The sequence below is a fragment of the Pseudomonas sp. IC_126 genome (genome assembly GCF_004331835.1).
In the GTDB taxonomy this organism is placed as follows: domain Bacteria; phylum Pseudomonadota; class Gammaproteobacteria; order Pseudomonadales; family Pseudomonadaceae; genus Stutzerimonas.
Window position 1 is genome coordinate 85,171 of record NZ_SJSS01000001.1, and the last position, 22,788, is coordinate 107,958.

The following is a 22,788-nucleotide window of genomic DNA, read 5'->3' on the forward strand; positions in this document are numbered from 1 at the left end:
CCATGCTGATCGATGTCCACGCTCATTTGTTGACCGAAGGAATGTTCAACCGCCACGAATTCTGGGGACCATTCATGAAGGTCCAGGGGCTTACGGTGGGGCACTTTGCGCTCGGTACCAAGCAGCCCGCCAAAGCGTCTTCGGATGAGGAAGCTCAGGCCAACCTCCTTGCCCGAATGACCCACGAAAGCCGACGCAAGCTGATGGCCGAGCGAGGCGTCGACAAACTCGTCATGTCCACCCCGTCCCATTGCTTTATGTACTGGGCGGGCGATTTCGCAAACGAATATGCGCGTGTCTGTAATGACGAATTGTCTGTGTTCTGTCGCAAGGACCCGGAGCATTTCGATTTCTGGTGCCACGCCAACCTGGCGGACCCGGAGGCGGCAGCGAAGGAAATCGATCGCGCCGTGCGTCAGCTGGGCGCACGCGGCGTCTGCGTAGGCGGGGCCAATTTCAATGGACTGCAGGCGTATGACGAGCAGCTATTCCCGGTTTGGGAGAAACTCTCTCAGCTCGACGTGCCGATCATGGTGCATGGCTTCAACCAGTCGATCTACTGGGGCGAAAAGCATACCGATGACAAGTTCGAAACCACCTCGATCATTGGCGATTGCGTCGATGAGACATTGTTCTTCTGGTATCTGATCTGCGGCGGCGCGTTGGACGCATTTCCCAATCTGAAAACCTACATCACCCACGCCGGCGGCATGGCAGTGTTTCAGCTCGGCCGGCTGAGCGAGCTCAACCGCGCCATGGCGCCGGACAGCCGAAACAAGCGGCCATTGATGGAATACATGCCCAACTTCTATTTCGATCTGGATGTGCACGCCCCAGGTCTGCGGCGCGGAGTAGTGGAAGTGGTCGGCGCGGATCGCCTGTTATACGGGACCAATTTCGGCGGCGCCTATGATCATGGTGACCTGACCCATGGCCTGGGTTTGTCCGAGGATGAACGTGAACGCATCCGCAGCGGCAATGCCATCGAGCTGCTCAAGCTGGACGTCTCCGTGCCGGTCGTCTAAGACAGCGGTGAGTCAGCGACGCGTCGCCGGCTCATCTGCCCCAGGGCAATGCCGAGCAGGATCAGCCCGCCTCCCACCGCGTGGTAGAGGTGCAGCGTCTCGCCGAGCAGCGTGATTGCCAGCATGGCCGTAAACAGCGGCACCAGATTCATCAGCGCGGCAGTTTTTTCCGCACCCAGCGAGACGAGCCCGCGCATCCATAACCCGGGCGCCATGGCAGAGGCGAACAGGCCGGCGAAGAGCACCAATGGCAGATTGTCGTTGGTCAACTCAGCCGAAGGCGCCAGTAGAAAAGGCGGCACCAGAACCAACGTACCGCAAAGTATTTGCACATACAGCGACACCCACGTGGGCAATGGAATCTGCCATCGCTTGACCAGAACGCAATAAAGCGCATAAGACAGCGACGCCATCAGCATCATGAACTCGCCTTTGCCCATGCCTTGGCGAAAGAGCGCAGCCAGGTCGCCGGTGCTGATCAACCAGGCCAATCCGAGAAAGGATATGAGCGCGCCGGCAAGCGTCCCCGCCGTGGGCCTGGCGCGTAACAGCGCAATGGCCAGCAGGACCGTCAGCATGGGCATGGTTGCCAGAATCAGACCCATGGACGTAGCGGTGACGCTGTAAGCAGCGAAATAGGCCAGTGACTGGTACAGCGACATGCCAAGGCAACCTAGAGCGAACAATTTTGCAAGATGTGTCCGAATAGTTCGCCGAACGTTCCAGGCCTTCGTCAACACGAAGGGTGTTATCACAACGGCTGCAACGAGCCAGCGGTAGAACGAAATGGCTGCAGGATCTATCAGACCTACGGCCATTCGATTCACCACGGTGCTGGCAGCCCATATCAGTGTGGCAAGAATCGGCAACAACAGGTTCATCAAACCTGGCATGGAGAAGTCCTGAGAATGTCAGCGCCCAGCGACGCCAGCAAATGCTCGTGCCGCGGTACCAAATAACGAGATTAGCCGTCGTGAAATCGGCGACGGACCGCACTATCACTTGGCGGCGTTTCGTTCCTTGATGGCGGCGGCGAAATCGCGCTTGAGGGTAGGGAAGTATGCAATCTGTCCACCCATGCCGCCGGCGATATCGATCGATGCGGCACTGATGAAGCTCGCATATTCACTGGACAGGAACAGCACCATACCGGACACGTCCTCGGGTTTACCGTAGCGGCCAACTGGTACCACTTTCAGGACCATTTCGTCGAATTCCTCGCGGCTCACGCCGGGGCCCATTTCCTTGTAGTGACGGTCCCACTGGCCGGTATCGATCCAGCCCATGTTCAGGCTGTTCACCAGGATGTTTTCCTTAGCCAGCGACATTCCCAGCGACTTGGACAGCGCGACGCAGGATGCGCGGTTGATCACCGATGGGATGCCGTCGGGTGTGGGAATAGTCCCGGCCAGCGCGTTGATCTCGACGATGCGCCCCCAGTTCTGCTTGCGCATATGCGGCACCACGGCCTGAACGAAACGGAAATGTCCCATCTGCAGAACATTGGCATGTTCGAGAATCGCCTCCGGGGTAAGGGTATCGATATTGCCGCTGCGACCCTGGCCGGCATTGTTCACCAGTACATCCACGCCGCCCCAGCTTTCGGCTACTTCATCAACGAAGCGCCTCACTCCCTCTGTGTCGGTTACATCGACGGCGCGCGCAATCACGCTAGCGGCCCTGCCAGCAAGCTCGCGACCAGCTGTTTCTACGGCTTCCAAGGATCTTGCACAGATTGCAACGCGAGCGCCTTCGGCGGCAAAGGCACGTGCGATGGCCAAGCCGATGCCCCTGGAAGCACCCGTGACGATGACGCGTTTGTTGCTCAAATCGATGTTCATTTGAATACCTGCCTCTGCGTTGGCCGCTACGTTGGCCGCCTGTGGACGGCTGAAACGGCGCTGGGCTTGCCGCGTCGGCCGATGGAAAAAATCCTGTCACGAAGAAAAGTGAACGAATTTATGATAAATGTCTATATTCGAGTTCATGGGTTTGGCTGACAGCATGGTTTGTGGTGATGAAATTCTATATGAAGAATCTGAATCTCAATGTGGAATATCTTGTAAATATCCGCTAGGGTTGCCCTAAGCATCGGGGGTTGGTCAGCCCATGCTGTTTATACGCACAGCGATCGCAACGGTTTCGCCAGGCGTAGGAAGGCTTCTCAGGTTGAACACGTTTCGGTGTAACCCACTGAAAATAAAAATAAAAGGATCACAACGATGAAAGAATGCCGCCGCTTCAGAACTCAGCCCTCGCAGCTAACCCGCATCGCCCTGGCGGTCGCTGTGCTCGGTGGCGCAGGAAGCGCTACCGCGATCGAGATTGATTTAGGTAATCCTGATTACCGTCTGCGTTTTGACAACACTGTCCGATACAACCTGGGCGTTAGGATGGAAAGCCAGGATGACCGGATCATGAACACCCCGACGACAGATGAGTCGGATGGGAAGTTCGACAGAGGCGATATCGTGACAAATCGTGTCGATCTGCTCACAGAGGTCGATTTTGCATATAAGTATCTCTGGGGCGCTCGCGTAAGCGCGGCAGCCTGGTACGACGACGCTTACAAAGACGGCACTGTCGAAAGCAACGTTCCTGGCTACTCGACAAGTTATAACGGCAACAAATACAGCTCGGAAGTCGATCGCTATGTTCATGGCCCTTCCGGCGAGATCCTCGACGCCTTTATCTGGACGAATTTCAACATTGGACCGGTGCCAGTTAACCTTAAGGTGGGTCGGCATACCAACTACTGGGGTGAGGGCCTATTGTTCGGTGCGCATGCCGTGTCTTATTCGCAGGCACCTAGCGACGGTGTGAAGGCCGTTACTAGTCCTGGCATCGAGACGAAAGAAGTGTTCTTGCCGGTGGGACAGGTTTCGATCAAGGCCCAGCTGACCGATACCCTTTCGGTAGCGGTGCAGCAATTCTTCGAGTGGGACAACACTCGCATGCCCTATGGCGGTACCTATTTCGGACCAGCAGATCCTTTCTTCGAAGGGCCAGATCGCTTCCCGCTTGCTCCGGGCTTCAATCTTGAAAAGCGAAGCACCAAGCGCGGGCGCGACACTGCTAACTGGGGCGTGATGGGTAAGCTCAACCTGGAACAGATCGAGTCCACGGTCGGCGCCTATTATCGCGAGTTCGATGACTATCAGCCTTGGCTCGCCCCCGAGCTGGTCGCTGCTCCCGATGGCTATTACCGGCTCGTCCATCCTCGAGATGTGAAGCTGGCGGGACTGAGCTTTTCCCGTGTCTTTAACTCCGTAGCGGTGGGCATGGATCTCTCCTATCGCAAAAACGGTGCATTGAACGCTACAGGCGTAAGTCCTGTTGACGAAGAAGGCCCTCGTGGTAACACCATTCACTTCGTAGCCAACGCGGTATATGGCGTTCCACGTAACTTCATCGCGAACAACGCGACCCTGGTTGGCGAATTTGCCTACAGCCATCTGGACAAGGTGACCAAGCACGAAGAGCTCTACAAGGGTGATGGCTACGCTGGGTGCCGTGACGCCAGAAGTTCAGCTCTTCCGGGAGGTAAAGAAGACGGCTGCTCGACTGATGACTACTACGCTGTCGCTGTGAACTATACCCCTCAATACCTTTCGATCTTCCCTTCTTGGGATCTTGAGGTTCCGCTGACCGTCAACTATGGCATCAGCGGTAATGCCGCAAGCGCGGGTGGCGGAAGCGAAGGTGCTCTGGCATGGTCTGTAGGCGCAAAAATGACCTACATCCAGCGCCATGAATTCAGCCTGCGTTACGCAGATACTTCCGCTCAGGAAAAAAATCTGCTTAACGGTGGGGTTGGCGGCAACGGTGCGGTGGGTACAACCGACCGCGGTTGGCTTGCGTTCACTTATAAAACTTCCTTCTAAAACATATAAAAAGGGGAATTCAATGAAGCTCCAAGTCGCTCTTGGTCTGATGCTCAGCGGTATTTCTTCACTATCGATGGCTGCGGTCTCTGCCGAGGAAGCTGCAAAATTGGGCGATACACTCACTCGCGTTGGCGCCATCGCAGCAGGTAACGAAGCAGGCACCATCCCCGCCTATGAAGGCGGTCTGCGTACTGCGCCGCCGGGCTTCGAGCCCGACAGTGGTGTATGGGTCGATCCCTTCGCTAACGAAAAGCCCCTGTTTCGTATTACTGCTGAAAACATGGCTGAACACGCCGACAAGCTAAGTGATGGTCAGAAAGAGGTGCTCAAGCGCAACCCTGACTATTACATGGATATTTACCCGACACATCGCACAGCTGCATACCCGGAAGAGGTGCTGCAGGCCACGGTGCGTAATGCGACCGAATGCGAAACCAAGAAGGACGGTTTGGCCGTAGAGACCGACTGCCGGGGCGGTATTCCATTTCCGATCCCCCAGACCGGCAATGAGGTGATGTGGAATCAATTGCTTCGCTACAACGACGGCAAATTCGGAACCACGACGTCTTCCTCAAACACCTGGGTTGTGGACAGTAACGGCGGCGTAACCAAAACCGCCACACAATCAACGTTTGTCGAGCGTCCTTATTACCAGACCGATGTCGAAGGCCGTGATCCAGAAATGGCGTATCGGGTTTACTCGCTGACCAAGGCTCCTGCCCGAAAGGCCGGTGAGCTGACCGGCCTCAACGACTACCTTGACCCAACCGTCAAACCCCGTCGGGCCTGGAGTTATACGCCGGGACAACGCCGTGTGAAGCTAGCCCCAGAGTTTGCCTACGACACCCCGGTCGCGAGCATGGGCGGTCTCGAGCTATTCGATGAATTGTTTATGTTCTCCGGCGTCCAGGACCGTTTCGATTTCAAACTTGTAGGCAAAAAGGAGATGTACATCCCCTACAACACCTACAAGTTCTACTTCGACTGCGACGATCAACTTAAAGACTCGCATCCTAACCCTGCCTGTGAGCGTTGGGAGTTACACCGGGTATGGGAAGTCGAGGCGACTTTGAAGCCCGGTATGCGCCACGTTTACAGTAAGCGCACCTACTATCTCGACGAAGATACTTATGGTGCGGGCCTGTACGACGCATGGGATCAAAGCGGTCAGCTCTATCGCGCAATGATGCTTGGTGGTGTTCAGTTCTACGACCATGACATCCCCTATATCGTCAAACACTCTATATATGACTTCAATAAAGGCATGTACGGCGTAATCAACGATGGCTTGGATGGTGGTTATCGAGTTCTGACCGAGCCGCGTTCCGAGCGTTCGTTAAATCCGGAAGCGATTGTAATGAGGGAAACCCAGCGCTGATTAGTTGCGGGTCTGCATGTGCGCTTGCATATGCAGGTCTGCCGATCGGGTTTCGTTCCTAGGTCTGCAAGCGATGTTGAGTTATGTCGGCAGGCATCGTACGCATTCTGATTACGCTGGTTGAGGATAAAAAATAATGATATTCCCGGTCCCGCTTGCCACGCCAAATGCTTCTCCGGCGACCATTACCCGGTTATCCGGGAAATGGCTAGGCGTGATGTTGTTTGTTCTGCTGGTGCCATTTGGTGTGGAGGCGTCTGTTGCGGCGGAGGGTATCGATCCCTTGCGAGAACCGTCGAAGCCGATCAGCGCTTCGGTGCCGCTCCTCGGTATGGATCGAGCGGGTGATGTGCTTGTTGGCGTCGGGTTGCACGGCATGATCAAGCGCTCCACCGATGGCGGGACGACCTGGCAGCAAGTGCAGAGCCCTGTTTCCACGGACTTGGTCCAGGTGCGCTTTCGTGACCCTATGAACGGATGGGCCGTCGGTCACGATTCTGTGCTGCTGAATACCACCGATGGTGGTCTGACCTGGTCCGTTCAACTCGACGGTCGCACGGTGCTTGCGCGTCTCAACGCGTTCTACGGTGAGCGTGCGGAACGTGGCATCGAGGGCGCTGCAGACATGCTCCAAGAAGTGGAGTTTGCCATGAACACGTCGGCGACGCCCGATGTGCTGGCGTCACCGTTTCTCGACGTCATGTTCAATGAGGACAAGGTTGGCTACGTCATTGGTGCGTTCGGGATGATCCTGAGAAGTACCGATGATGGTGCGACCTGGGATCCTTGGATCGAGCAAACCGACAATACCCGCCGTATGCACCTGTATGGCCTGGACGAACGCGACGGCGTTTTCTACATCGCTGGAGAGCAGGGCTTGCTCATGCGCCTGAATCTCCAGACTCAACAGTTCACAACGATCGAAACGCCCTATAACGGTACTTACTTCGGTGTGCGCGCGCTTCCCGACCTGCTTCTGGCCTACGGCCTGCGTGGCAACCTATATGCGAGCAGGGACGATGGGGGGCAATGGCAGCAGATAGACACCGGCCTTAACGCAAGTCTGATCAGCGCGGTGGATTCAGGGCAGCAACTGATCATGGTTAGCCAGAGCGGCGCGATGATCGCGCTCGACAAAGAAAGTTTGAGCGTCACACCCCTGCAGACCTCACGCGTGGGCGAAGTGTTCGCGGCCAGTGGTACCGGACGAGATGGCGAAATGGTCGTGACTTTTTTCTCGGGTGCAAAACTCGTCGAGATAGCCAAGGCGAACTAATAACGCGGCATGCTTAGTGAGAACAAGAAAATGGTAGATCAAAAGTACAATAGTGGAATGCCCGTAGTTCCGGATGTTCGCGATTTCGACAAGTCGTCCGGCGGGTTTTTCGAGCGTGTTATTTTCAATAACCGCGTACTTGTGCTCGTGGTCTGCCTGCTGGCCACCGTTGTACTTGGTTACTTCGCTGCTCGCATAGACGTAAATGCCAGCTTCGAAAGAATGATTCCGAGCAGCAGTCCCTATATCAAGAACTACTTCGCATATAAGGATCAGCTCCCTGGTTTGGGCAACAGCATTCGTATCGTTGTGGAAAACAAGCAGGGCGATATCTATGACCCGGAATACCTGAAGGTTCTGCAGGAAGTAAACGATACGCTGTATCTCATCCCTGGAGTCGACCGCTCCTGGATGAAATCGCTGTGGATGCCGATTGTCCGTTGGAAGGAAGTCACCGAGGATGGAATCAGTGGCGGTGCGGTAATGCCTTCCGACTATGACGGCAGCGAGACGTCGATAACGAAACTACGGCGCAACATTTCTCGTGCCGGAATCATCGGGAATCTGGTCGCCAATGATGGACAGTCGAGCATGATTGTCGCCCCGTTGCTCGACTCGCATCCTCAGACCGGAGAGCCGCTCAATTACGGTGAATTCTCCGACCAGTTGGAAGAGAAGATCCGCTCCTTCGAAAGCGACAAGATCAGCATTCATATCGTCGGTTTCAGTAAGTTGGTCGGCGATTTGATCGACGGGCTGTACAGCGTGATGGTTTTCTTTGCCATCTCCGTCCTGATCGCCGGGATCTTCGTCTACTTTTACATGCGTTGTCTGCGCAGCACGATTTTGTTGATCGGCGTAGCGGTGGCCGGGGTCGTATGGCTTCTCGGTCTAATGCAGCTGCTTGGATATGATCTCGATCCGTATTCGATCCTGGTACCGTTTCTGATCTTCGCCATTGGTGTCTCCCATGGCACGCAGAAGATGAACGGTATTCTTCAAGACATTGGCCGCGGTACGCATAAGTATGTGGCGGCGCGCTATACCTTCCGCCGTCTCTTTCTCACCGGACTTACCGCACTACTGTGCAACATTGTCGGTTTCGCGGTACTGGTGATCATCGACATTCCGGTAATCCGCGATCTGGCGATAACCACCAGCATCGGTGTTGCGGTACTGATATTTACCAAACTACTGCTGATACCCGTCGCGCTGTCCTATATCGGCGTGAGCAAAAAAGCGGCGTTGATCGCTCTCGAGAAAGAGCGTGCCGGAGCCGAAAACCGCAACTGGCTTGGTCATATCTGGCACGGCCTGGACCGTTTCACCGAGCGGCGCTGGGCGATTGCGGTGATTTCGCTATCGGTTGTCGTCACTGTCATCTGCAGCATCGTCATGCTCGACCTCAAGATCGGTGATCTGGATCCAGGTGCGCCAGAGCTACGCGCCGACTCGCGCTACAACCAGGACAACGCTTACATCACCAGCCACTATGGTCTGTCCAGCGACCAGTTCGTCGTGATCATGAAAACCGATCCGGACAGCTGTCGGTTGTACCAGACGCTGCAGACCATGGACCGGCTTGCATGGCAACTGCGTCAGACTCCTGGCGTGCAGACCACTAGTTCGCTTGCCGAGTCGACTCGTTTCGTGACCTCAGGCATGGCTGAAGGCAGCGGCAAGTGGCTGACTATCAGCCGCGACCAGGCCATCACCAACGCGTCGGTCGATGCCGCGATGATTTCTTCGCCAGGCATCACCAACCAGCAGTGCTCGGTTACACCGCTGATCGCCTATCTCACCGATCACAAGGCGGACACGTTGCGTCGCGTGATGGGGGTGGTCGAGGCCTTTGCCGCCGAATACAACACCACGGCTGACTCAGAACGTCCGGTCGAGTTTCTCTTGGCCGCAGGCAACGCGGGTATCGAAGCGGCGACCAACATCGAGGTGGAGAAAGGCATCATCACCATGTACCTGGCGGTATATGGCGCTACTGCTTTGCTCTGTCTGCTGACGTTCCGCAGCATTCGCGCCACCATCGTCGCGCTCATTCCTTTGATCATGACCACCATCATCTGCAAGGCCTTGATGGTCTGGCTCGGTATCGGCCTGAAAGTGGCAACCCTGCCGGTTATTGCGGTTGGCGTGGGAGTAGGCGTGGATTACGCACTCTATTTGCTCAGTGTGCAGCTCGCCGTACAGGAGCGGGGCGGGTCGCTGGCAGTGGCCTACCGCCGCTCTCTGGACTTTACCGGCCGAGTGGTCGCTCTGATCGGCTTGACCATGGCGGCTGGAGTGATTACATGGGCCTGGTCACCCATCAAATTTCAGGCTGACATGGGCATTTTGCTGACCTTCATGTTCTTGTGGAACATGCTCGGCGCCCTAGTGCTGATCCCGGCTCTGTCGCATTTCCTGCTGAACCCAAAAACCACTTCGGCCTCACCGGAATCGCCAGCCATGCTTGATACGCCGGTTGAACAGGCTATCCAGAAAAAAAAACTAACTGACGCGGCTGCCGCTCATTGATCGGACGCGCCCGGTTGGCGCTTCCACTGACTGTAAAGCCAAGCCCAGAGCTATGGCGCGCTATTGAAGGGAGAGGGTTATGTTCGAGTTGTTGATGAGTGCCGACATGATGGTTCCGGATCCGGACGGGATGACGGAAAAGCTGGTGGATAAGCTCGGCATCTTCAAGCATGAGCGCTGGCGCCAGGCGTTCGATAACCATCCGTACATTGCGCATTTTTTGCGCGTACACAAGTCACTGGCAGTTTCACCTACCCGTATCGAGCCGCAGTGGCATCTGGATCGTCCAAATCCAGGCGACCCGCTGTTTCATGATTTTTTGGAAAGCCTGAAGGACTACCAGGGCCACCATCGGCCCATGATCACTCACTCGATTGTGCTCGCGCTGCATGGCGACAAGTTCGATGCTCTGGTCAGCAAGTTGATGCGCCGCCGCCTGCCGTTTCGTATGGCCCAGCGCACGCCGGAAATGCCGTTCGACCGTCTGTGGTTGGGCGCTACGCCGGAGAAGCCCTATTACGAGCCATCCGTCGACGGCGGCCTGTGCATTGAAATCATGCCCACCGAGCCGTTGCAGATGCCTCCGGAAACCTATGCAACGCCGCCGGCGCAGCCGCGTGAGCAGAAGCCGGGCGACATGGTACGTGTTACCGCGCGAGGCTTTCTGGTGCGCGATCTCGATGAAACGCTGCGCAAGCTTTCCACCAACCTTGACTGGGAGCCGTCCTGCCCGGTGGAGAATATTGCAAGTGAAGGCTACCGCCGTGCGCGCATGGGCTTTACGGTCGCCAATAGCGCCACGCTGGACGTGCTCGAGGCAACTTACTGGAATACCGACGCCGGGCATTATGTAAACAACTGGGGGCCGGGCCCGTATTACATCCGCATCGGTGTCAATGACCTGGTTGCCAAAGCTGAAGATTTGCGCGCTCGCGGTACGGCCTTCGAGTGGATCGAGTCGTCCGAAGCTGTAGGTGGCAAGTCGCTGATCAAGATCGATCCGCAAGAGTTGGATGGCCAAGTGTTCGAGTTCGAGGAGTGCTCCGTATGAGCGCCGAAGAAAATCAGCAGGCACCGCTGGTTATCAACGAGTCAGTCAGGATCGAGCGCGGCGCTTCGGTCGGCTGGGTGGTATTGACTCGGCCAGGCCAAATCAATGCGATCAATGACAGCACCCGTCAGGGGGTTCCTCAGGCGCTTCAATTGCTCGACAACGACCCACAGGTGCGGGTCATTGTCATCCGCGGTGAAGGCGAGCGTGGATTTTGCGCTGGCGCCGACATCAAGGAGCGTCGTGGTGAAGAAACCTCCCTGCAGGTGCGCCAGCGGATGGAGCGTTCGCGCTGGATCGAATCGCTCGATGGGATCGCCAAGCCGGTCATCGCTGCTATCCAGGGTTACTGCATGGGTGGCGGACTGGAGTTTGCATTGGCTTGCGATATTCGATTCGCCGCTCCCAATGCGATTTTCGCATTGCCGGAAACCGGCCTTGGGCTGATTCCCGGCGGTGGGGGTACTCAACGGCTTTCGCGGGTCGTGGCGCCGGGGCGCGCCCTCGATATGTTGCTGACGGGCGACCGCATGAATGCGGACCAGGCATTGCAGATCGGCTTGGTCAGTCGCCTGGCCGCCGACAACGCGACTCTGGTCGAGGAGGTCAGGGTTTTTGCCGAGCGCATCGCCAGCAAGCCACCCGCTGCTTCGGCGTTCGTCAAGCAGGCAGCCCGGGCTGCGCTGGAGCTGGATCTCAAGAGCGGACTCAATCTCGAACTCGACCTGTTTGCGCTGTTAGCGCCGACGAAGGACGTGCGCGAAGCAGCGCAAGCCTTCAGTGAACGGCGTGAGCCGCGCTTCATAGGCGAGTAGATTGGCATTGCTTCCAATAAAATAAGGAATAACAGATGAGCATGGGCAAGCTGGCAGGGCGGGTTGCGATCGTCACCGGTGGTGGCAACGGGCTGGGCGCCGAATGTGCTCGGGTGCTGGCGGAGCATGGTGCGTCTGTCGCGGTAGTAGATGTCGACGGCGACTCTGCCAACCGGGTGGCAGAGTCGATATCAGCGCAAGGCAGGCCAGCTCATGGCTTTCGTACCGATGTGTCGTCCGAGGAAGACGTCATGGCGATGATCGCCCAGGTAACGGAGACATTTGGTCGGATCGACGTGCTGCACAACAATGCGGCCGTGCTGAACGCCGACCAACGCCAGCGGGACCGTGATCTAGCCAACCTGGATATGGAAGCGTTCGACCGCGCCATAGCGGTTAATCTGCGTGGCGCCGTGCTCTGCACCAAATATGTCATTCCGGTGATGCTGGAGCAGGGCAAAGGCTCGATCATTTTTGCCACCTCTGGATTGGGGATGCAGGGCGACATGTCGCTGACTGGCTATGCGACCTCCAAAGCGGCGCTGATGATGCTTCCGCGCCTGGTCGCGTCCCAGTACGGGAAGAAAGGGATTCGTGGCAATGCAGTGCAGATCGGCCTCGCACCACAGCATGAAATGCCAGCGCCATTATTGGAGATAATGCGCGACAACCACTGCACAGCCGAACTGGGTACGCCAAGGCAGATTGCCGATGTGGTTGCGTTCCTGGCTTCGGACGAGTCTTCGTTCGTGACCGGTACCACGCTCGTCGCAGATGGTGGATTCAGTAGCCACACCCCGTCTCTCGTGGCCATGCGTGCCCTATTTGAAAAAATGGGTCGCACAGGCATGTAAGTAATGCCGGTCGGCCCGGCCCGCGAAAGCGGAGCCGGACGCCCACCTTTAGTTGCCAACCTCATACCTGGTTCGCATGCAAGCTTCGCTCCTACCGGTATGCGCGGCACGTTGCGGCAGGTACGCACACTGCCGCTTTGGTAGGAGCGAGCTTGCTCGCGAAACGGGGGCAGGCGCGCCTTCGGCTTTTTATAGGACGCTCGGTTCGCCCTTACGCTCTACTGAAAACGCGCCCCGCATTACTGCTCCGCCCGGACTATGCAAGTGTTTTACCGTCGGTAAAACGGATGCCGGGCTGCCCGGTGGCGTTTATTGCTAGGGTGCTGCTCAGCGCCAAGACAGGGGCAACAGACAAAACCCTTAACCGTCTCCTGCAAAGCGATTTCTCTGGCTTTTGCCGGATCGGTTAATTGCGCTCGCGTTACCTAGTGTTGCGGCTCTGAACCGAACTCTTGCAAGCGGATTGCAGCGGCTTTTGCGTTGGGCAAATGTTGTTGAAGTCCGATAGGACCAACAAAGAATGAATAATAAAAATACAGATTTCGACGTAATCATTGTCGGCGGCGGCACGAACGGCTTGTCAGCGGGCTGCTATCTGGGGCTGGAAGGCAAGAAGGTATTGGTGCTTGAAGCCCTGGACAAAGTCGGCGGCATGGCTTCCTCGGGATACCTGATCCCCGAGGCGCCCCAGCATCTCGTCCATCCCTGTGCGCTGGACATGATGTCGATGCGGGTTCACGCCCATGTTCCGAAGGAACTTGATCTCGAGCGGCACGGTTTCAAGTCGATAGAGCTGGCACCGGGCTATGTCTACCTGCATCCGGATGGCACGTCGCTGATCTTCTGGCGAGACCGTAACAAAACCGCTGCGGAAATCAGGCGTTACAGCGAGGCTGACGCAGCGGCTTTTCTCAAGCTGATGGATGTCATCGACATGTTCCTGGACATTGCGTTGCCGATGATGCGCGCGGACCCAGCCGAACTGAATCTGAAGGCCAAATTCCAAGTCATAGCTTCGGCGTTGAAGAACCGCAAACTCAAACCAGAACTGATGGCGCTGATGACCGGCTCGGCCCACCAAGCCGCCCGTGAACGCTTTGAGCATCCCGTGACCATATCCGCGATGTGCGCGCTGACCGGCCTAGCTGGTGACATTAGCGCCGACGGCGGCGGCATCTATTACGCGTTGCTTGGCTTCCTCCATCGCTTTGGCGTCGGCCGCGTTTTGGGTGGCATGCAGCAACTGAGCAACGCCATGCAGGCCCGGCTTGAAGAGCTCGGTGGCCAAGTATTGGTCAGCGCATCGGTCGCTGAGATCGTCTCTGTTGGTGGGCTGGTCAAGGGCGTACGCCTGGCCGACGGCCGCGAATTCACAGCGCGTGCGGTGATTGCCGGCTGTCATCCTAAAGTGGCGCTGGAAATGGTCAGCACGGGTGAGATTCCGTCCTACCTGTTGACGCGTATCGCAATGGCTCCGGCCAACGCCAAAGGCTCCGGCCCGCTGAAAGTGGACGTTGCCTTGAGCGGGCAAATATCTGTGCCTCGGTTTGAGGCTGTCAGGGGTGACGATGTCGACCTGCGCAAGACCTGCCTATTGATAGGAACCGAGGAGGCTGTGCTGGAAAACTTCGCCGCGTGCATGCGGGGTGAAGTGCCGACGCTTCCCTACATCACCATGGCAGCTCCCAGCGCGGCGGATCCGTCCCAGGCACCCGCCGGTCAGGACGTTTTATACATTTATCCGCCAGTGATGCCGGTCAATCCCGTGGAAGGTTGGGACGCGATCAGAGAGCGTGTGGCCGATCAGGTTATCGATCAGGCTTCAGAGTATGTCGAGGGGCTCAAGGGTCAGATCATCGGCCGGCGAATCGAGGCCGCACCTGACTTCACCGCGCGTTTGAATACCGTGAATGGCTGCGTCGTACATATCGATACCACCACCATGCGCTCCAGCACCATGCGCCCAGCCCATGGGCTGGGCGGTAATACCTTGCCGGTAGCGGGACTGTACCTTGGCAGCGCCGGCATCCACCCGGGCGGGGGTGTGAACGGCATGGCCGGGCGCCTGGCTGCCAAACGCGTCGCCAAGTACCTGGCCAAGGCCGGTAAATAGCGAAGCTATCTCGTCGATCAGGCCGCGCGTCTAAACGCGTATGCCGGTTTCGCTGGATCGCTCTATCGGGGCGCCTGATCTTCACAGCCAGGCGCAACCGAGATACTCGCCAAGATGAAATCCGCCGAATGCTGTCTCCAGATCGCCATACCGTCGGGTGAGGCGGTATCCAGGCCGGTCAGGGTCGACATCGAATAGCGATTGGTGAACCAGCCGGTGGTGACCAGCGCCGCTGTGGCAAGAAGCAGCCGTGGATTGATTTCCTTCTTGAAATCTCCCGTGGCGGCGCCGCGCTGGAGGATGTCATCGAGTTTGGCAATCAGCCCCGGAGCCATTTCAAGGAATCGGTTGCGCGGTGTCTCGTGGGCATGGTGGTAACGGATGCCCTCCAGTGCCAGCGCGCCGAGGAGCGGGTCGTGGCAGTACTGGTCGAAAAATCGGTTGAGCATCGCTCGCAGCGCAGAGGGCGGCGTCAACTGCTCAATTTCGAGGGCTACCAACTCGGACATGATGCTTTCAGACGACTCATCGAGCACCGCGACGAACAGGTTCTCCTTGGAGCCGTAGTAGTGATAGACCAGTTGCTTGGTGACACCGGCCTCCTGCGCAATGTTCTCCACTCTTGCGCCGCCAAGTCCTTTGCTGCCGAACTCGTTACGCGCCGCAGCGAGCAGTTTGTTCATCGTATTGCGCTTGCCTGACTCGGCCGGCTCCGAACTCTTCACGTTCTTGTTCTCCTTATCGTGACGCTGCCAGAGGATGGGCGTTCGTTTGACTATGGGTCAAACGAATCGAAGGACGTATCGCGGCGAAGGCGCCTACCATCGATTTTAGTGTTCATCCCATGGCTCGGCTTGATGCTGACTTGGGTGAGCGACTAGCCGCCTGGCTTCCGAATCGGACAGTTTTGGTGCGGTGAACAATAAAAACAAGAGACGCGTCATGCTATTCGAACCCCATCCGACCAGTGTTGACCGGAGCCTTCGAAAATCCAGGCACATTGGTGACAGCAAAAGCACATCAGTACGGTTTGCATGCTCGCGATCAGCTTGGCGATTTGCGCATCGCCCCAGGCAAACCTCTGCTTGTGATCAGCGGTGCGCAGCTGCGTGGCGTTTCTTCGATTCCGGTGATCTGGGACTGACCACCTCGGCTATGCGTGTACTTCAGCCACAACAATAAAAAGAGGAACTCATGAGAACCTTCAAGACCATTCCAGAACGCGGCGACTTCGGCTTTCAGCAGTTGGTGGGGCCGCACAAGGTGACCGGTGCCGCGATGGCCGGTACTCGCGGTTTTTTCGGGCTGCAACTGAGCAAAAGCTCGCCATTCGGCTCTGTCCGTGACGAAGAGGGCAATATCTATTCCTTTGTCCGCTCGCTGATGACGCCAAACGGTACGCCGAACCCAACCAAGTTCTTCTACCTGAACAACCATGTGGACGGTAAGAACCTGCGCATGGATTTCGACAAGATGGCGCTGCAGGCTCTGACGCCCATGCCGGTCCAAACCCTGGAAGGCGACACCGTGCGTTGGACGAACCAGCCCGCAGAGCAAGGCAATCACTGGGAAATCACCGCCAACAGTGAACGACTGACCTGGAAGGAAGACGGGCTGTTTCAGCTCGAAGGCCGTTTGCTTACTGGGTTGCAGTGGTATCTGCCGGGCGTGGAGTGGGGCACTTTCTACGTTTCGCAGCTGTGGGATGTGGCTGGCGTGGTCGAGGGCCGGCCGGTGAAAGGCGCCATTGCGCTAGATCAGTTCTACATGGCTGAAGGCGGCGCCATTCACTACAAGAAAGACCTGGTAGTGAACAACAACAAGCACGTCATCTGGTGGTCCTTTGTCACCGTATACAAGGACGGCAGCTGGGATGCTGGCTCGTTCATGGTCGGTCACGACCACCTCGGCTACGCGATTTTCAACAACGAGAAAGGTGAGGTGCGCGTTACCACCGATATCGAAGGCCAGACCGAGCACAAGGACGGCAGCTATTTCCTCAAGTCCGCGAAGATCGTCATCGAGGGCAAAGAGGAATGGGAATTCCTGCCGGACGAGAAGGGCGAAATGATCGACTTCGTTGGCGGTTTTCCGGTTACCGCGCAGCAGGAAGGGCGCTGGCGTCGGGTTGGCGATGCCCGCGAGCCATCGCACTGGCTTGGGTGGGGCGAGTCGGATCGACGCAACGGCTCGGCGCGTAACGTCCCTGGCGCGGATCTCTGATAGCGAACAGGGTATCCGCGGCGCTGAAGCGTCGCGGATTGCGCGAGAACAACAATAATGAGGAACGACGATGAAATTTCGCGATAAAGTGGTGCTGATCACCGGCGCCGGCCGCGGCATGGGGCGCGCCATTGCCCTGGAATACGCCAAGCAGGGCGCCAAGGTCGTGGTGTCGGCTCGGACTGCGAGATATGGCGAAGAAACCGTCGAGCAGATCAACGCGCTGGGCGGCAGTGCCTGCCTGGTGGGTGGCGACATTTCGGATCGGTTGGCGATCAAATCGATGGTTGAGGGCGGCGTAGAAGCATTCGGCTCGCTGGATATCGTGGTGCATTGCGCGGCTGACGCCCCTCATGGGCTCATCGCCGAGATGACTGACGACAGCATCGACCGTCTCGTGCGCAGCAATGTTCAGTCCCTGTTCTGGCTGGCGAAGGATGCCGCGCCGCATCTTTCCAAGGCGAAGGATAAAGGCCGCCTCATTTTCATTTCCTCCGGCGAAGCCAATCGCAAATACACACCGATGCTGATCGGTTATGGCTCAAGCAAGGCGTTCATGAACGCCTTTGCGCGCGGTCTAGCGGTGGAGTTCGGGCCGTTGAACATCCTGGTCAACGTAGTCGAGCCCGGCCTGATCGGCACCGACCGGATGACCGAAGCGCTGGGCGAAGAGTTGCCCCACAAACTGGCCGAACACTTTCCGGTGGCGCGCCTCGGGCAGTCCCTGGACATCGCCAACGCCGTGCTCTTTTTGACCTCTAATGAAGCCTCCTACATCACCGGCACTTCGCTGCTAGTCGACGGCGGCGCAACCATGGTCTCACTGCCGATCGATGAAATACTCAAGGGGCACTAACCAAGTCATCCATTCATCGCCCGCTAAGTGCGCCAGGAGTCTCGTCATGACATCGACAAGCGAAACAAGTGAATTCAAGCAGGGCTGGCGCATCGTGCTGCTCGGTCTGGTAGGCATCTGCACCAGCATCACCGCTGCGCTGCTCTATGGCTTCGGCACTATGGTCATCCCGCTGGAACAGGCCTTTGGCTGGAGCCGGGGCGATCTGCAGGCATCGATCACATTCCTGTTTGCCGGAGTCGCCATTTCCACACAATTGGTTGGCCCGCTGTACCGGCGCTTCGGGCTTCGACGGGTCGCCATCATTTCCATCGTGCTGCAAATCATCGGCTATTTCGCGATTACCCAAATCGAGGGTTCGATCGGCTGGTTGTACCTGGCTTTTTTCCTGATGCCGATCGTGTGTGCGGGGACTATCGCGATCACCTGGACTCAGCTGGTCAATCTGTGGTTTGAGCGGAACCGGGGGCTGGCGTTGGCCGTCATTCTTTGTGGGACAGGGCTGATGGCAATGGTCCTGCCACCCTTGCTGGCGCGGCTCATTGCGGAGTACGGCTGGCAGGCGGGCTTTTTCGCGCTGGGTGCTATGCCGCTGTTAGCGACCTTGCCGCTGTCGCTGCTGTGGTTGCGCTTGCCCTCGGAGACTACGGCCCGAAATCAGACTGCAGAGAAGAAAAGCACTGAACTGTCCGGTATGTCATACAAGCAAGCCCTGCGTTCCGGCACCTATTGGGGCTTCAACGTCGCATTGATTCTGTCGGTATCGCTTACGGTCGGTATGGTCACCAATATGGTGCCAATGCTGCAAAGCACAGGCTTGAGCGCGCAGATGGCTGCTCAGGTATTCAGCACCTTTGGCATCGCAATCATCGTTGGGCGGCTGCTGGTAGGGTATCTGCTGGACCGCTATTCGCCATCGCTCGTGGCCGCGATCAGCTTGGCCTTGCCGGCGGTTGGCTGCGCCATCTTTCTGTTTTCCAATGGCCAGAACGTACCGTTGTTGGTGCTGGCCACGGTGACCATCGGGGCGAGCGCCGGAGCCGAGTTCGACCTGGCGGCGTTCCTGATGGCACGCTATTTCGGGCTCAAGGACTACGCCCGCATATTCGGCCTGCACTTGGGGCTGATCACCATTGTCTCCGGCATGGTGCCAATGCTTTTTGGTTACCTGTTCGAGCTCTATGGCGGTTACTCCGCTGTGCTGACGAGCTGCCTGGTTTTCGCGATCGTTGGCCCGTCGATTTTGCTCTGGCTGAGGATGGAGCCGGCATACCGCGCCCGCCAGCAGCAAACCGCCTGAAGCGACTGCCCGAGCTTGAACCATTATCGGCGGGTAAAACTGCCCTTCATCGAGACGAGGAAATCAAATGAGTGACGAGGCAAAACAAGCTATCGAACACTTCCTGCATGGCCAGGTGGAGTGCTGGAACAATGGCGACAAGGAAGGTTTTTTCGAACATTACCGCAGTGTGACTCGTAGCGGTCTGAGCATTGAATTCGTCGGACGACCGCTGCCGACAGATTCCTGGGAAATCCTCGAAGGCATGTGGGCGCAGCAACAGCCTCGCTGCCGCATCGAAGTCAGGGAAACCATCATCAACGGTGAAGAGGCCGCGTGCTACCACTACAACGCGATGCGTGACGGCAATGGTGGTATCGAAACCATTGAGCTCTACCGCTTCGACGGCGGCAGGCTGTGGGTGCGTTATTTCATCAAAAACTGAATAGGTCGGGGGCGCTCTGGGCGACGTTGCTCTGTCTTGGGCCCCGTGCCTTGCTCCGGCCCGATACTGAAGCGCTGCCTCCTGCGGCGCCTTCTGACAAGGAGACTCGGATGGACTTCAATCTTCGCGGAAAAGTTGCGTTGGTCACGGGCGGCGCAACAGGGATAGGGTTTGCCGCTGCAGTAGCCCTGGCGAAAGAAGGTGCCAGGGTCGTGGTTTCCGGCAGGCGCCTCGACGTAGGGGAGAAAGCCGTAGCCTCCATCAGGGAAGACGACGGCGAGGCGATTTTCGTCCAGGCTGACGTCAGCCAGACAGCCGATGTAGAAGCGCTGGTTACACGCGCTGTGGAGCAGTGGGGGCGCCTGGATTTTCTGATCAATAACGCCGGCATAGAAGGGTCACCTTTCGTGACTATCGCCGACTATTCCGAGCAGGAGTGGGACAGCGTCATTGCGGTCAATCTGAAAGGCACCTGGCTTTGCATGAAATATGCGATCCCGTTTCTGCTCAAGCAGGAGGGCGCGACCATCGTCAATATTTCCTCGGTTGGTGGAGTCAATGGCGGCTCGTTGGGCGCTGCCTATCACGCCAGCAAGCACGGCATTCTCGGTATTACTCGCTGTGCGGCCATCGAATATGGCGCCAAGGGTCTGCGCGTCAATGCGGTTGCACCGGGTGTGTTCGGTACCGAGATGTCCGACCGGTTGTTTCCAGGAGACGGTAAATACGATGCCGTGGCGCAGACCAATCCGATGAAGCGCTGGGGTCGCCTGGATGAAGTGGCTGGCACCATCGTCTGGTTATGCTCGTCGAGTGCGGGCTATGTCAATGGACACACGCTCGCTGTCGACGGTGGCTTTCTGATTCAGTGAGATCGGGTGGCTCAGCGCGCCAGTAGTGGCTGGCTCTGGTGCCGCCTGCGAAGGGACACCACCAGCATGAAACCGATGCCGGAAAGTAGCGACGAAATAAGGAAAACGTGGCCAAGGCCCAGACTGGCTGCTGCCAGACCCATCAAGGGGCCTGCCAACCCGACCGCCAGATCGAAGAACAGCGAAAGCGCGCTTAATGCGGAGTTGCGATTGGCGTCTGGCGTACGCGCCAGGGTTTCTACGGCAAGTCCGGGGTAAACCCAGGACACGCCCATGCCAGTCAGCGAGGCTCCGAAAATCGCTATCTCGGGTGAGGGGGCCAGCCAGACGAGCAACAGTCCGAGGCCCTGTACCAACAGGCACACTGTCACCACTGGATAGCCACCGAAACGCACCACTACGTTGGGCGTGACAAGCCTGGCGACGATGAAAGCGGCGCCGAAGCCGGTCAGACACCAGGCGGCATTGGCCCAGCCGAGGCTGTCGAAATACAAAGCTATGAAGGCGGTCAGACTGCCAAAGCCGGCCGAACTGCACGCCAATGCCAAACCGTTGGGCACCACCGACCAGAATACGTCGAAAAAGGGCAGCCGTTCGCCGCGCACCAGTGGCGCTGAACGCCTGACCATCGCAAGAACAAACGACAACAGACCGAGCAAGACGATGCACAGGCCGATGCTGGCCAGACTGAACTGATCGCTGATCAGCACGCCCAATGGCGCACCGACGGCGATACCGCCATAAGCGGCAATGCCGTTCCAGGACATCACCCGTGCGGTATGCACCTTGCCATGCAAGCCGATAGCCCAAGTACAGCAGGGCGTGGAAATCATGGCTGAAGCGATGCCCTGAATTATGCGTGCGCCAATCAGGATCGAGACGCTGAGCCAGGGCGAGGCGTACATGACAATCGCCAGCGTGGTCAGTACGCCGCAAAGCGCAAGGCCAGCCAGCCCGACGATGACAGCCCATTTCGCGCCGAAACGATCGGCCAGCACTCCGGCCAAAGGTCGTGACAGCAGGGTCGACACGTACTGCGTGCCGATGACGATGCCTGCCCAGACAGTGCCAAATCCAAGGTCATTGAGAACGAAGCCGGGCAACACGGCCAGCGGCAATCCATTGGCCACATAAGACATAAAGTTGAAGCAGACAATGAAGATGATCGACAACGTGAGCCGCGGGGGGGTTGTGGTTCCGGTATCCAAAGCGGCTAGCTCCTGAGGTGTACGACGCTGGCCTTTACCCCGAGAGGAAGGAGAGGTGCCCAGTGAACCTGCCGGTTCGCTGGATCATGCGTGCTCCGTTTCGGCTAGGAAGTGCCGTCGGATGAAGCGGACAAGTCACGCCATTGCTCGATTTCTTCTTTTACCTTGTCGAGCTTGCTGGTGATCGCTTGGTAGGCGTCGGACCCCGCGACGTAGCGCAGCGGCGGTTTTTCCGCGCTTGCCAGCTGCACAAGCGCTTCACCCAGCTTGGCGGGGTCGCCTGTCTGGCGATGGTTATTGGCGGCTGAGCCTGCCTTGATCTTCGCGGTAAACGTTGCGTAGTCCTCAAGCTCATTGGCGCCGAAAGCGGCAGAGCTTGGGTCGAGAAAATCCGTACGGAACACGCCTGGCTCAACCAACGTGACCTTGATGCCGAATTGGCTGACTTCCTGAGCCAGCGACTCGGAAAATCCTTCCACGGCAAATTTGGAGGCGCAGTACAACGCGGCGCCGCCCATGGCTACCACGCCGGCTACCGACGAGACATTGAAAATATGGCCGCTGCGCTGCTTGCGCATGATCGGCAAGACAGCTCGGCATAGGTTGAACACGCCAAACACATTGGTTGCGAACTGTCGCTCGGCATCGCTGGGCGTATTTTCTTCGAATGGCGCGAGTTGCCCATAGCCTGCGTTGTTGACCAGCACATCGATGCGTCCGAAACGTGTAATGGCAGCCTCGACTGCCGCTATCGCTTGGTCTTCCCGGGTAACGTCGAGCTCCACGGCAAGCGTTTGTCCGGGGGCTTGCGCGACGAACTTATCCAGCTGTTCTAGCCGGCGGGCGCTGACCACTACGTTATCGCCAGCGGCGAGCGCTGCCTGAGCAATCGCCGCGCCGAGGCCGCGAGAAGCCCCGGTAATGAACCAGGTTCTGCTCATTTCATGTTCCTTGAAGTGGTGGTCAGTGCCTGA

The 22,788-nt window shown here is 57.7% G+C and carries 20 protein-coding genes; 15 read left to right on the forward strand and 5 right to left on the reverse strand.

Annotation, left to right across the window (positions count from 1 at the left end):
- Positions 1–2 precede the first annotated feature (2 nt).
- A complete protein-coding gene (locus tag E0D86_RS00360) occupies positions 3–1,025 on the forward strand; it encodes an amidohydrolase family protein (RefSeq protein ID WP_131647967.1) in 1,023 nt (340 codons plus the stop codon).
- Here the strand turns inward: E0D86_RS00360 and E0D86_RS00365 are convergent.
- Both E0D86_RS00365 and E0D86_RS00370 read right to left on the reverse strand, forming a co-directional pair.
- Positions 1,022–1,918: a DMT family transporter gene (locus E0D86_RS00365; protein WP_305955859.1), complete on the reverse strand. Its 897-nt coding sequence runs from the start codon at positions 1,916–1,918 to the stop codon at positions 1,022–1,024. The genes E0D86_RS00360 and E0D86_RS00365 overlap by 4 nt on opposite strands.
- A gap of 105 nt (positions 1,919–2,023) precedes the next feature.
- A complete protein-coding gene (locus tag E0D86_RS00370) occupies positions 2,024–2,866 on the reverse strand; it encodes an SDR family oxidoreductase (protein WP_131647969.1) in 843 nt (280 codons plus the stop codon).
- A gap of 381 nt (positions 2,867–3,247) precedes the next feature.
- Between E0D86_RS00370 and E0D86_RS00375 the strand changes: the two genes are divergently transcribed.
- The 8 genes from E0D86_RS00375 to E0D86_RS00410 all read left to right on the forward strand — a co-directional run bounded on the left by E0D86_RS00375 (position 3,248) and on the right by E0D86_RS00410 (position 14,931).
- Entirely contained in the window at positions 3,248–4,909 is a 1,662-nt protein-coding gene (locus E0D86_RS00375; protein WP_131647971.1) for a DUF1302 domain-containing protein, read from the forward strand.
- 22 nt (positions 4,910–4,931) lie between these two features.
- Positions 4,932–6,290 (forward strand): DUF1329 domain-containing protein, encoded by a 1,359-nt coding sequence (locus E0D86_RS00380; RefSeq protein ID WP_131647973.1) that lies wholly within the window; start codon positions 4,932–4,934, stop codon positions 6,288–6,290.
- 136 nt (positions 6,291–6,426) lie between these two features.
- A complete protein-coding gene (locus E0D86_RS00385) occupies positions 6,427–7,566 on the forward strand; it encodes a YCF48-related protein (protein WP_131647975.1) in 1,140 nt (379 codons plus the stop codon).
- Between the two features lie 30 nt (positions 7,567–7,596).
- Complete coding sequence (locus E0D86_RS00390; RefSeq protein WP_131647977.1) at positions 7,597–10,098, forward strand: RND family transporter; 2,502 nt, start codon at positions 7,597–7,599, stop codon at positions 10,096–10,098.
- 79 nt (positions 10,099–10,177) lie between these two features.
- Positions 10,178–11,149, forward strand: coding sequence for a lactoylglutathione lyase (locus E0D86_RS00395; protein WP_131647979.1), 972 nt, complete (start codon positions 10,178–10,180; stop codon positions 11,147–11,149).
- The gene (locus E0D86_RS00400; RefSeq protein WP_131647981.1) at positions 11,146–11,964 is read left to right on the forward strand and encodes an enoyl-CoA hydratase/isomerase family protein; all 819 of its coding nucleotides are present in this window, start codon (positions 11,146–11,148) and stop codon (positions 11,962–11,964) included. The genes E0D86_RS00395 and E0D86_RS00400 overlap by 4 nt, the downstream gene beginning before the upstream one ends.
- Positions 11,965–11,999: 35 nt before the next feature.
- Positions 12,000–12,818, forward strand: a complete 819-nt coding sequence (locus E0D86_RS00405) for an SDR family NAD(P)-dependent oxidoreductase (protein ID WP_131647983.1) — start codon at positions 12,000–12,002, stop codon at positions 12,816–12,818.
- Between the two features lie 520 nt (positions 12,819–13,338).
- Positions 13,339–14,931, forward strand: coding sequence for an NAD(P)/FAD-dependent oxidoreductase (locus tag E0D86_RS00410; protein ID WP_131647985.1), 1,593 nt, complete (start codon positions 13,339–13,341; stop codon positions 14,929–14,931).
- A 62-nt stretch (positions 14,932–14,993) separates the two neighbouring features.
- Here the strand turns inward: E0D86_RS00410 and E0D86_RS00415 are convergent, their stop codons facing one another.
- Positions 14,994–15,656, reverse strand: a complete 663-nt coding sequence (locus E0D86_RS00415) for a TetR/AcrR family transcriptional regulator (RefSeq protein ID WP_256681109.1) — start codon at positions 15,654–15,656, stop codon at positions 14,994–14,996.
- 278 nt (positions 15,657–15,934) lie between these two features.
- Between E0D86_RS00415 and E0D86_RS21305 the strand changes: the two genes are divergently transcribed.
- The 6 genes from E0D86_RS21305 (at position 15,935) to E0D86_RS00440 (ending at position 20,606) form a co-directional block, all read left to right on the forward strand.
- Positions 15,935–16,075, forward strand: coding sequence for a hypothetical protein (locus tag E0D86_RS21305; RefSeq protein WP_165914186.1), 141 nt, complete (start codon positions 15,935–15,937; stop codon positions 16,073–16,075).
- A 50-nt stretch (positions 16,076–16,125) separates the two neighbouring features.
- Positions 16,126–17,154 carry a hypothetical protein gene (locus tag E0D86_RS00420; RefSeq protein WP_131647987.1) on the forward strand — a complete coding sequence of 343 codons (1,029 nt, stop codon included), beginning with the start codon at positions 16,126–16,128 and terminating at the stop codon, positions 17,152–17,154.
- Between the two features lie 70 nt (positions 17,155–17,224).
- Positions 17,225–18,010 (forward strand): SDR family NAD(P)-dependent oxidoreductase, encoded by a 786-nt coding sequence (locus E0D86_RS00425; protein ID WP_131647989.1) that lies wholly within the window; start codon positions 17,225–17,227, stop codon positions 18,008–18,010.
- A gap of 46 nt (positions 18,011–18,056) precedes the next feature.
- Complete coding sequence (locus E0D86_RS00430; protein WP_131647991.1) at positions 18,057–19,310, forward strand: MFS transporter; 1,254 nt, start codon at positions 18,057–18,059, stop codon at positions 19,308–19,310.
- A gap of 67 nt (positions 19,311–19,377) precedes the next feature.
- Complete coding sequence (locus tag E0D86_RS00435; RefSeq protein WP_131647993.1) at positions 19,378–19,734, forward strand: nuclear transport factor 2 family protein; 357 nt, start codon at positions 19,378–19,380, stop codon at positions 19,732–19,734.
- 110 nt (positions 19,735–19,844) lie between these two features.
- Positions 19,845–20,606 carry an SDR family NAD(P)-dependent oxidoreductase gene (locus E0D86_RS00440; protein ID WP_131647995.1) on the forward strand — a complete coding sequence of 254 codons (762 nt, stop codon included), beginning with the start codon at positions 19,845–19,847 and terminating at the stop codon, positions 20,604–20,606.
- Positions 20,607–20,617: 11 nt separating this feature from the next.
- On the opposite strand, the gene E0D86_RS00445 is transcribed toward E0D86_RS00440, so the two are convergent.
- Positions 20,618–21,814: an MFS transporter gene (locus E0D86_RS00445; protein WP_131647997.1), complete on the reverse strand. Its 1,197-nt coding sequence runs from the start codon at positions 21,812–21,814 to the stop codon at positions 20,618–20,620.
- Between the two features lie 104 nt (positions 21,815–21,918).
- Positions 21,919–22,755 (reverse strand): oxidoreductase, encoded by an 837-nt coding sequence (locus E0D86_RS00450; RefSeq protein WP_131647999.1) that lies wholly within the window; start codon positions 22,753–22,755, stop codon positions 21,919–21,921.
- Between the last annotated feature and the right edge of the window lie 33 nt (positions 22,756–22,788).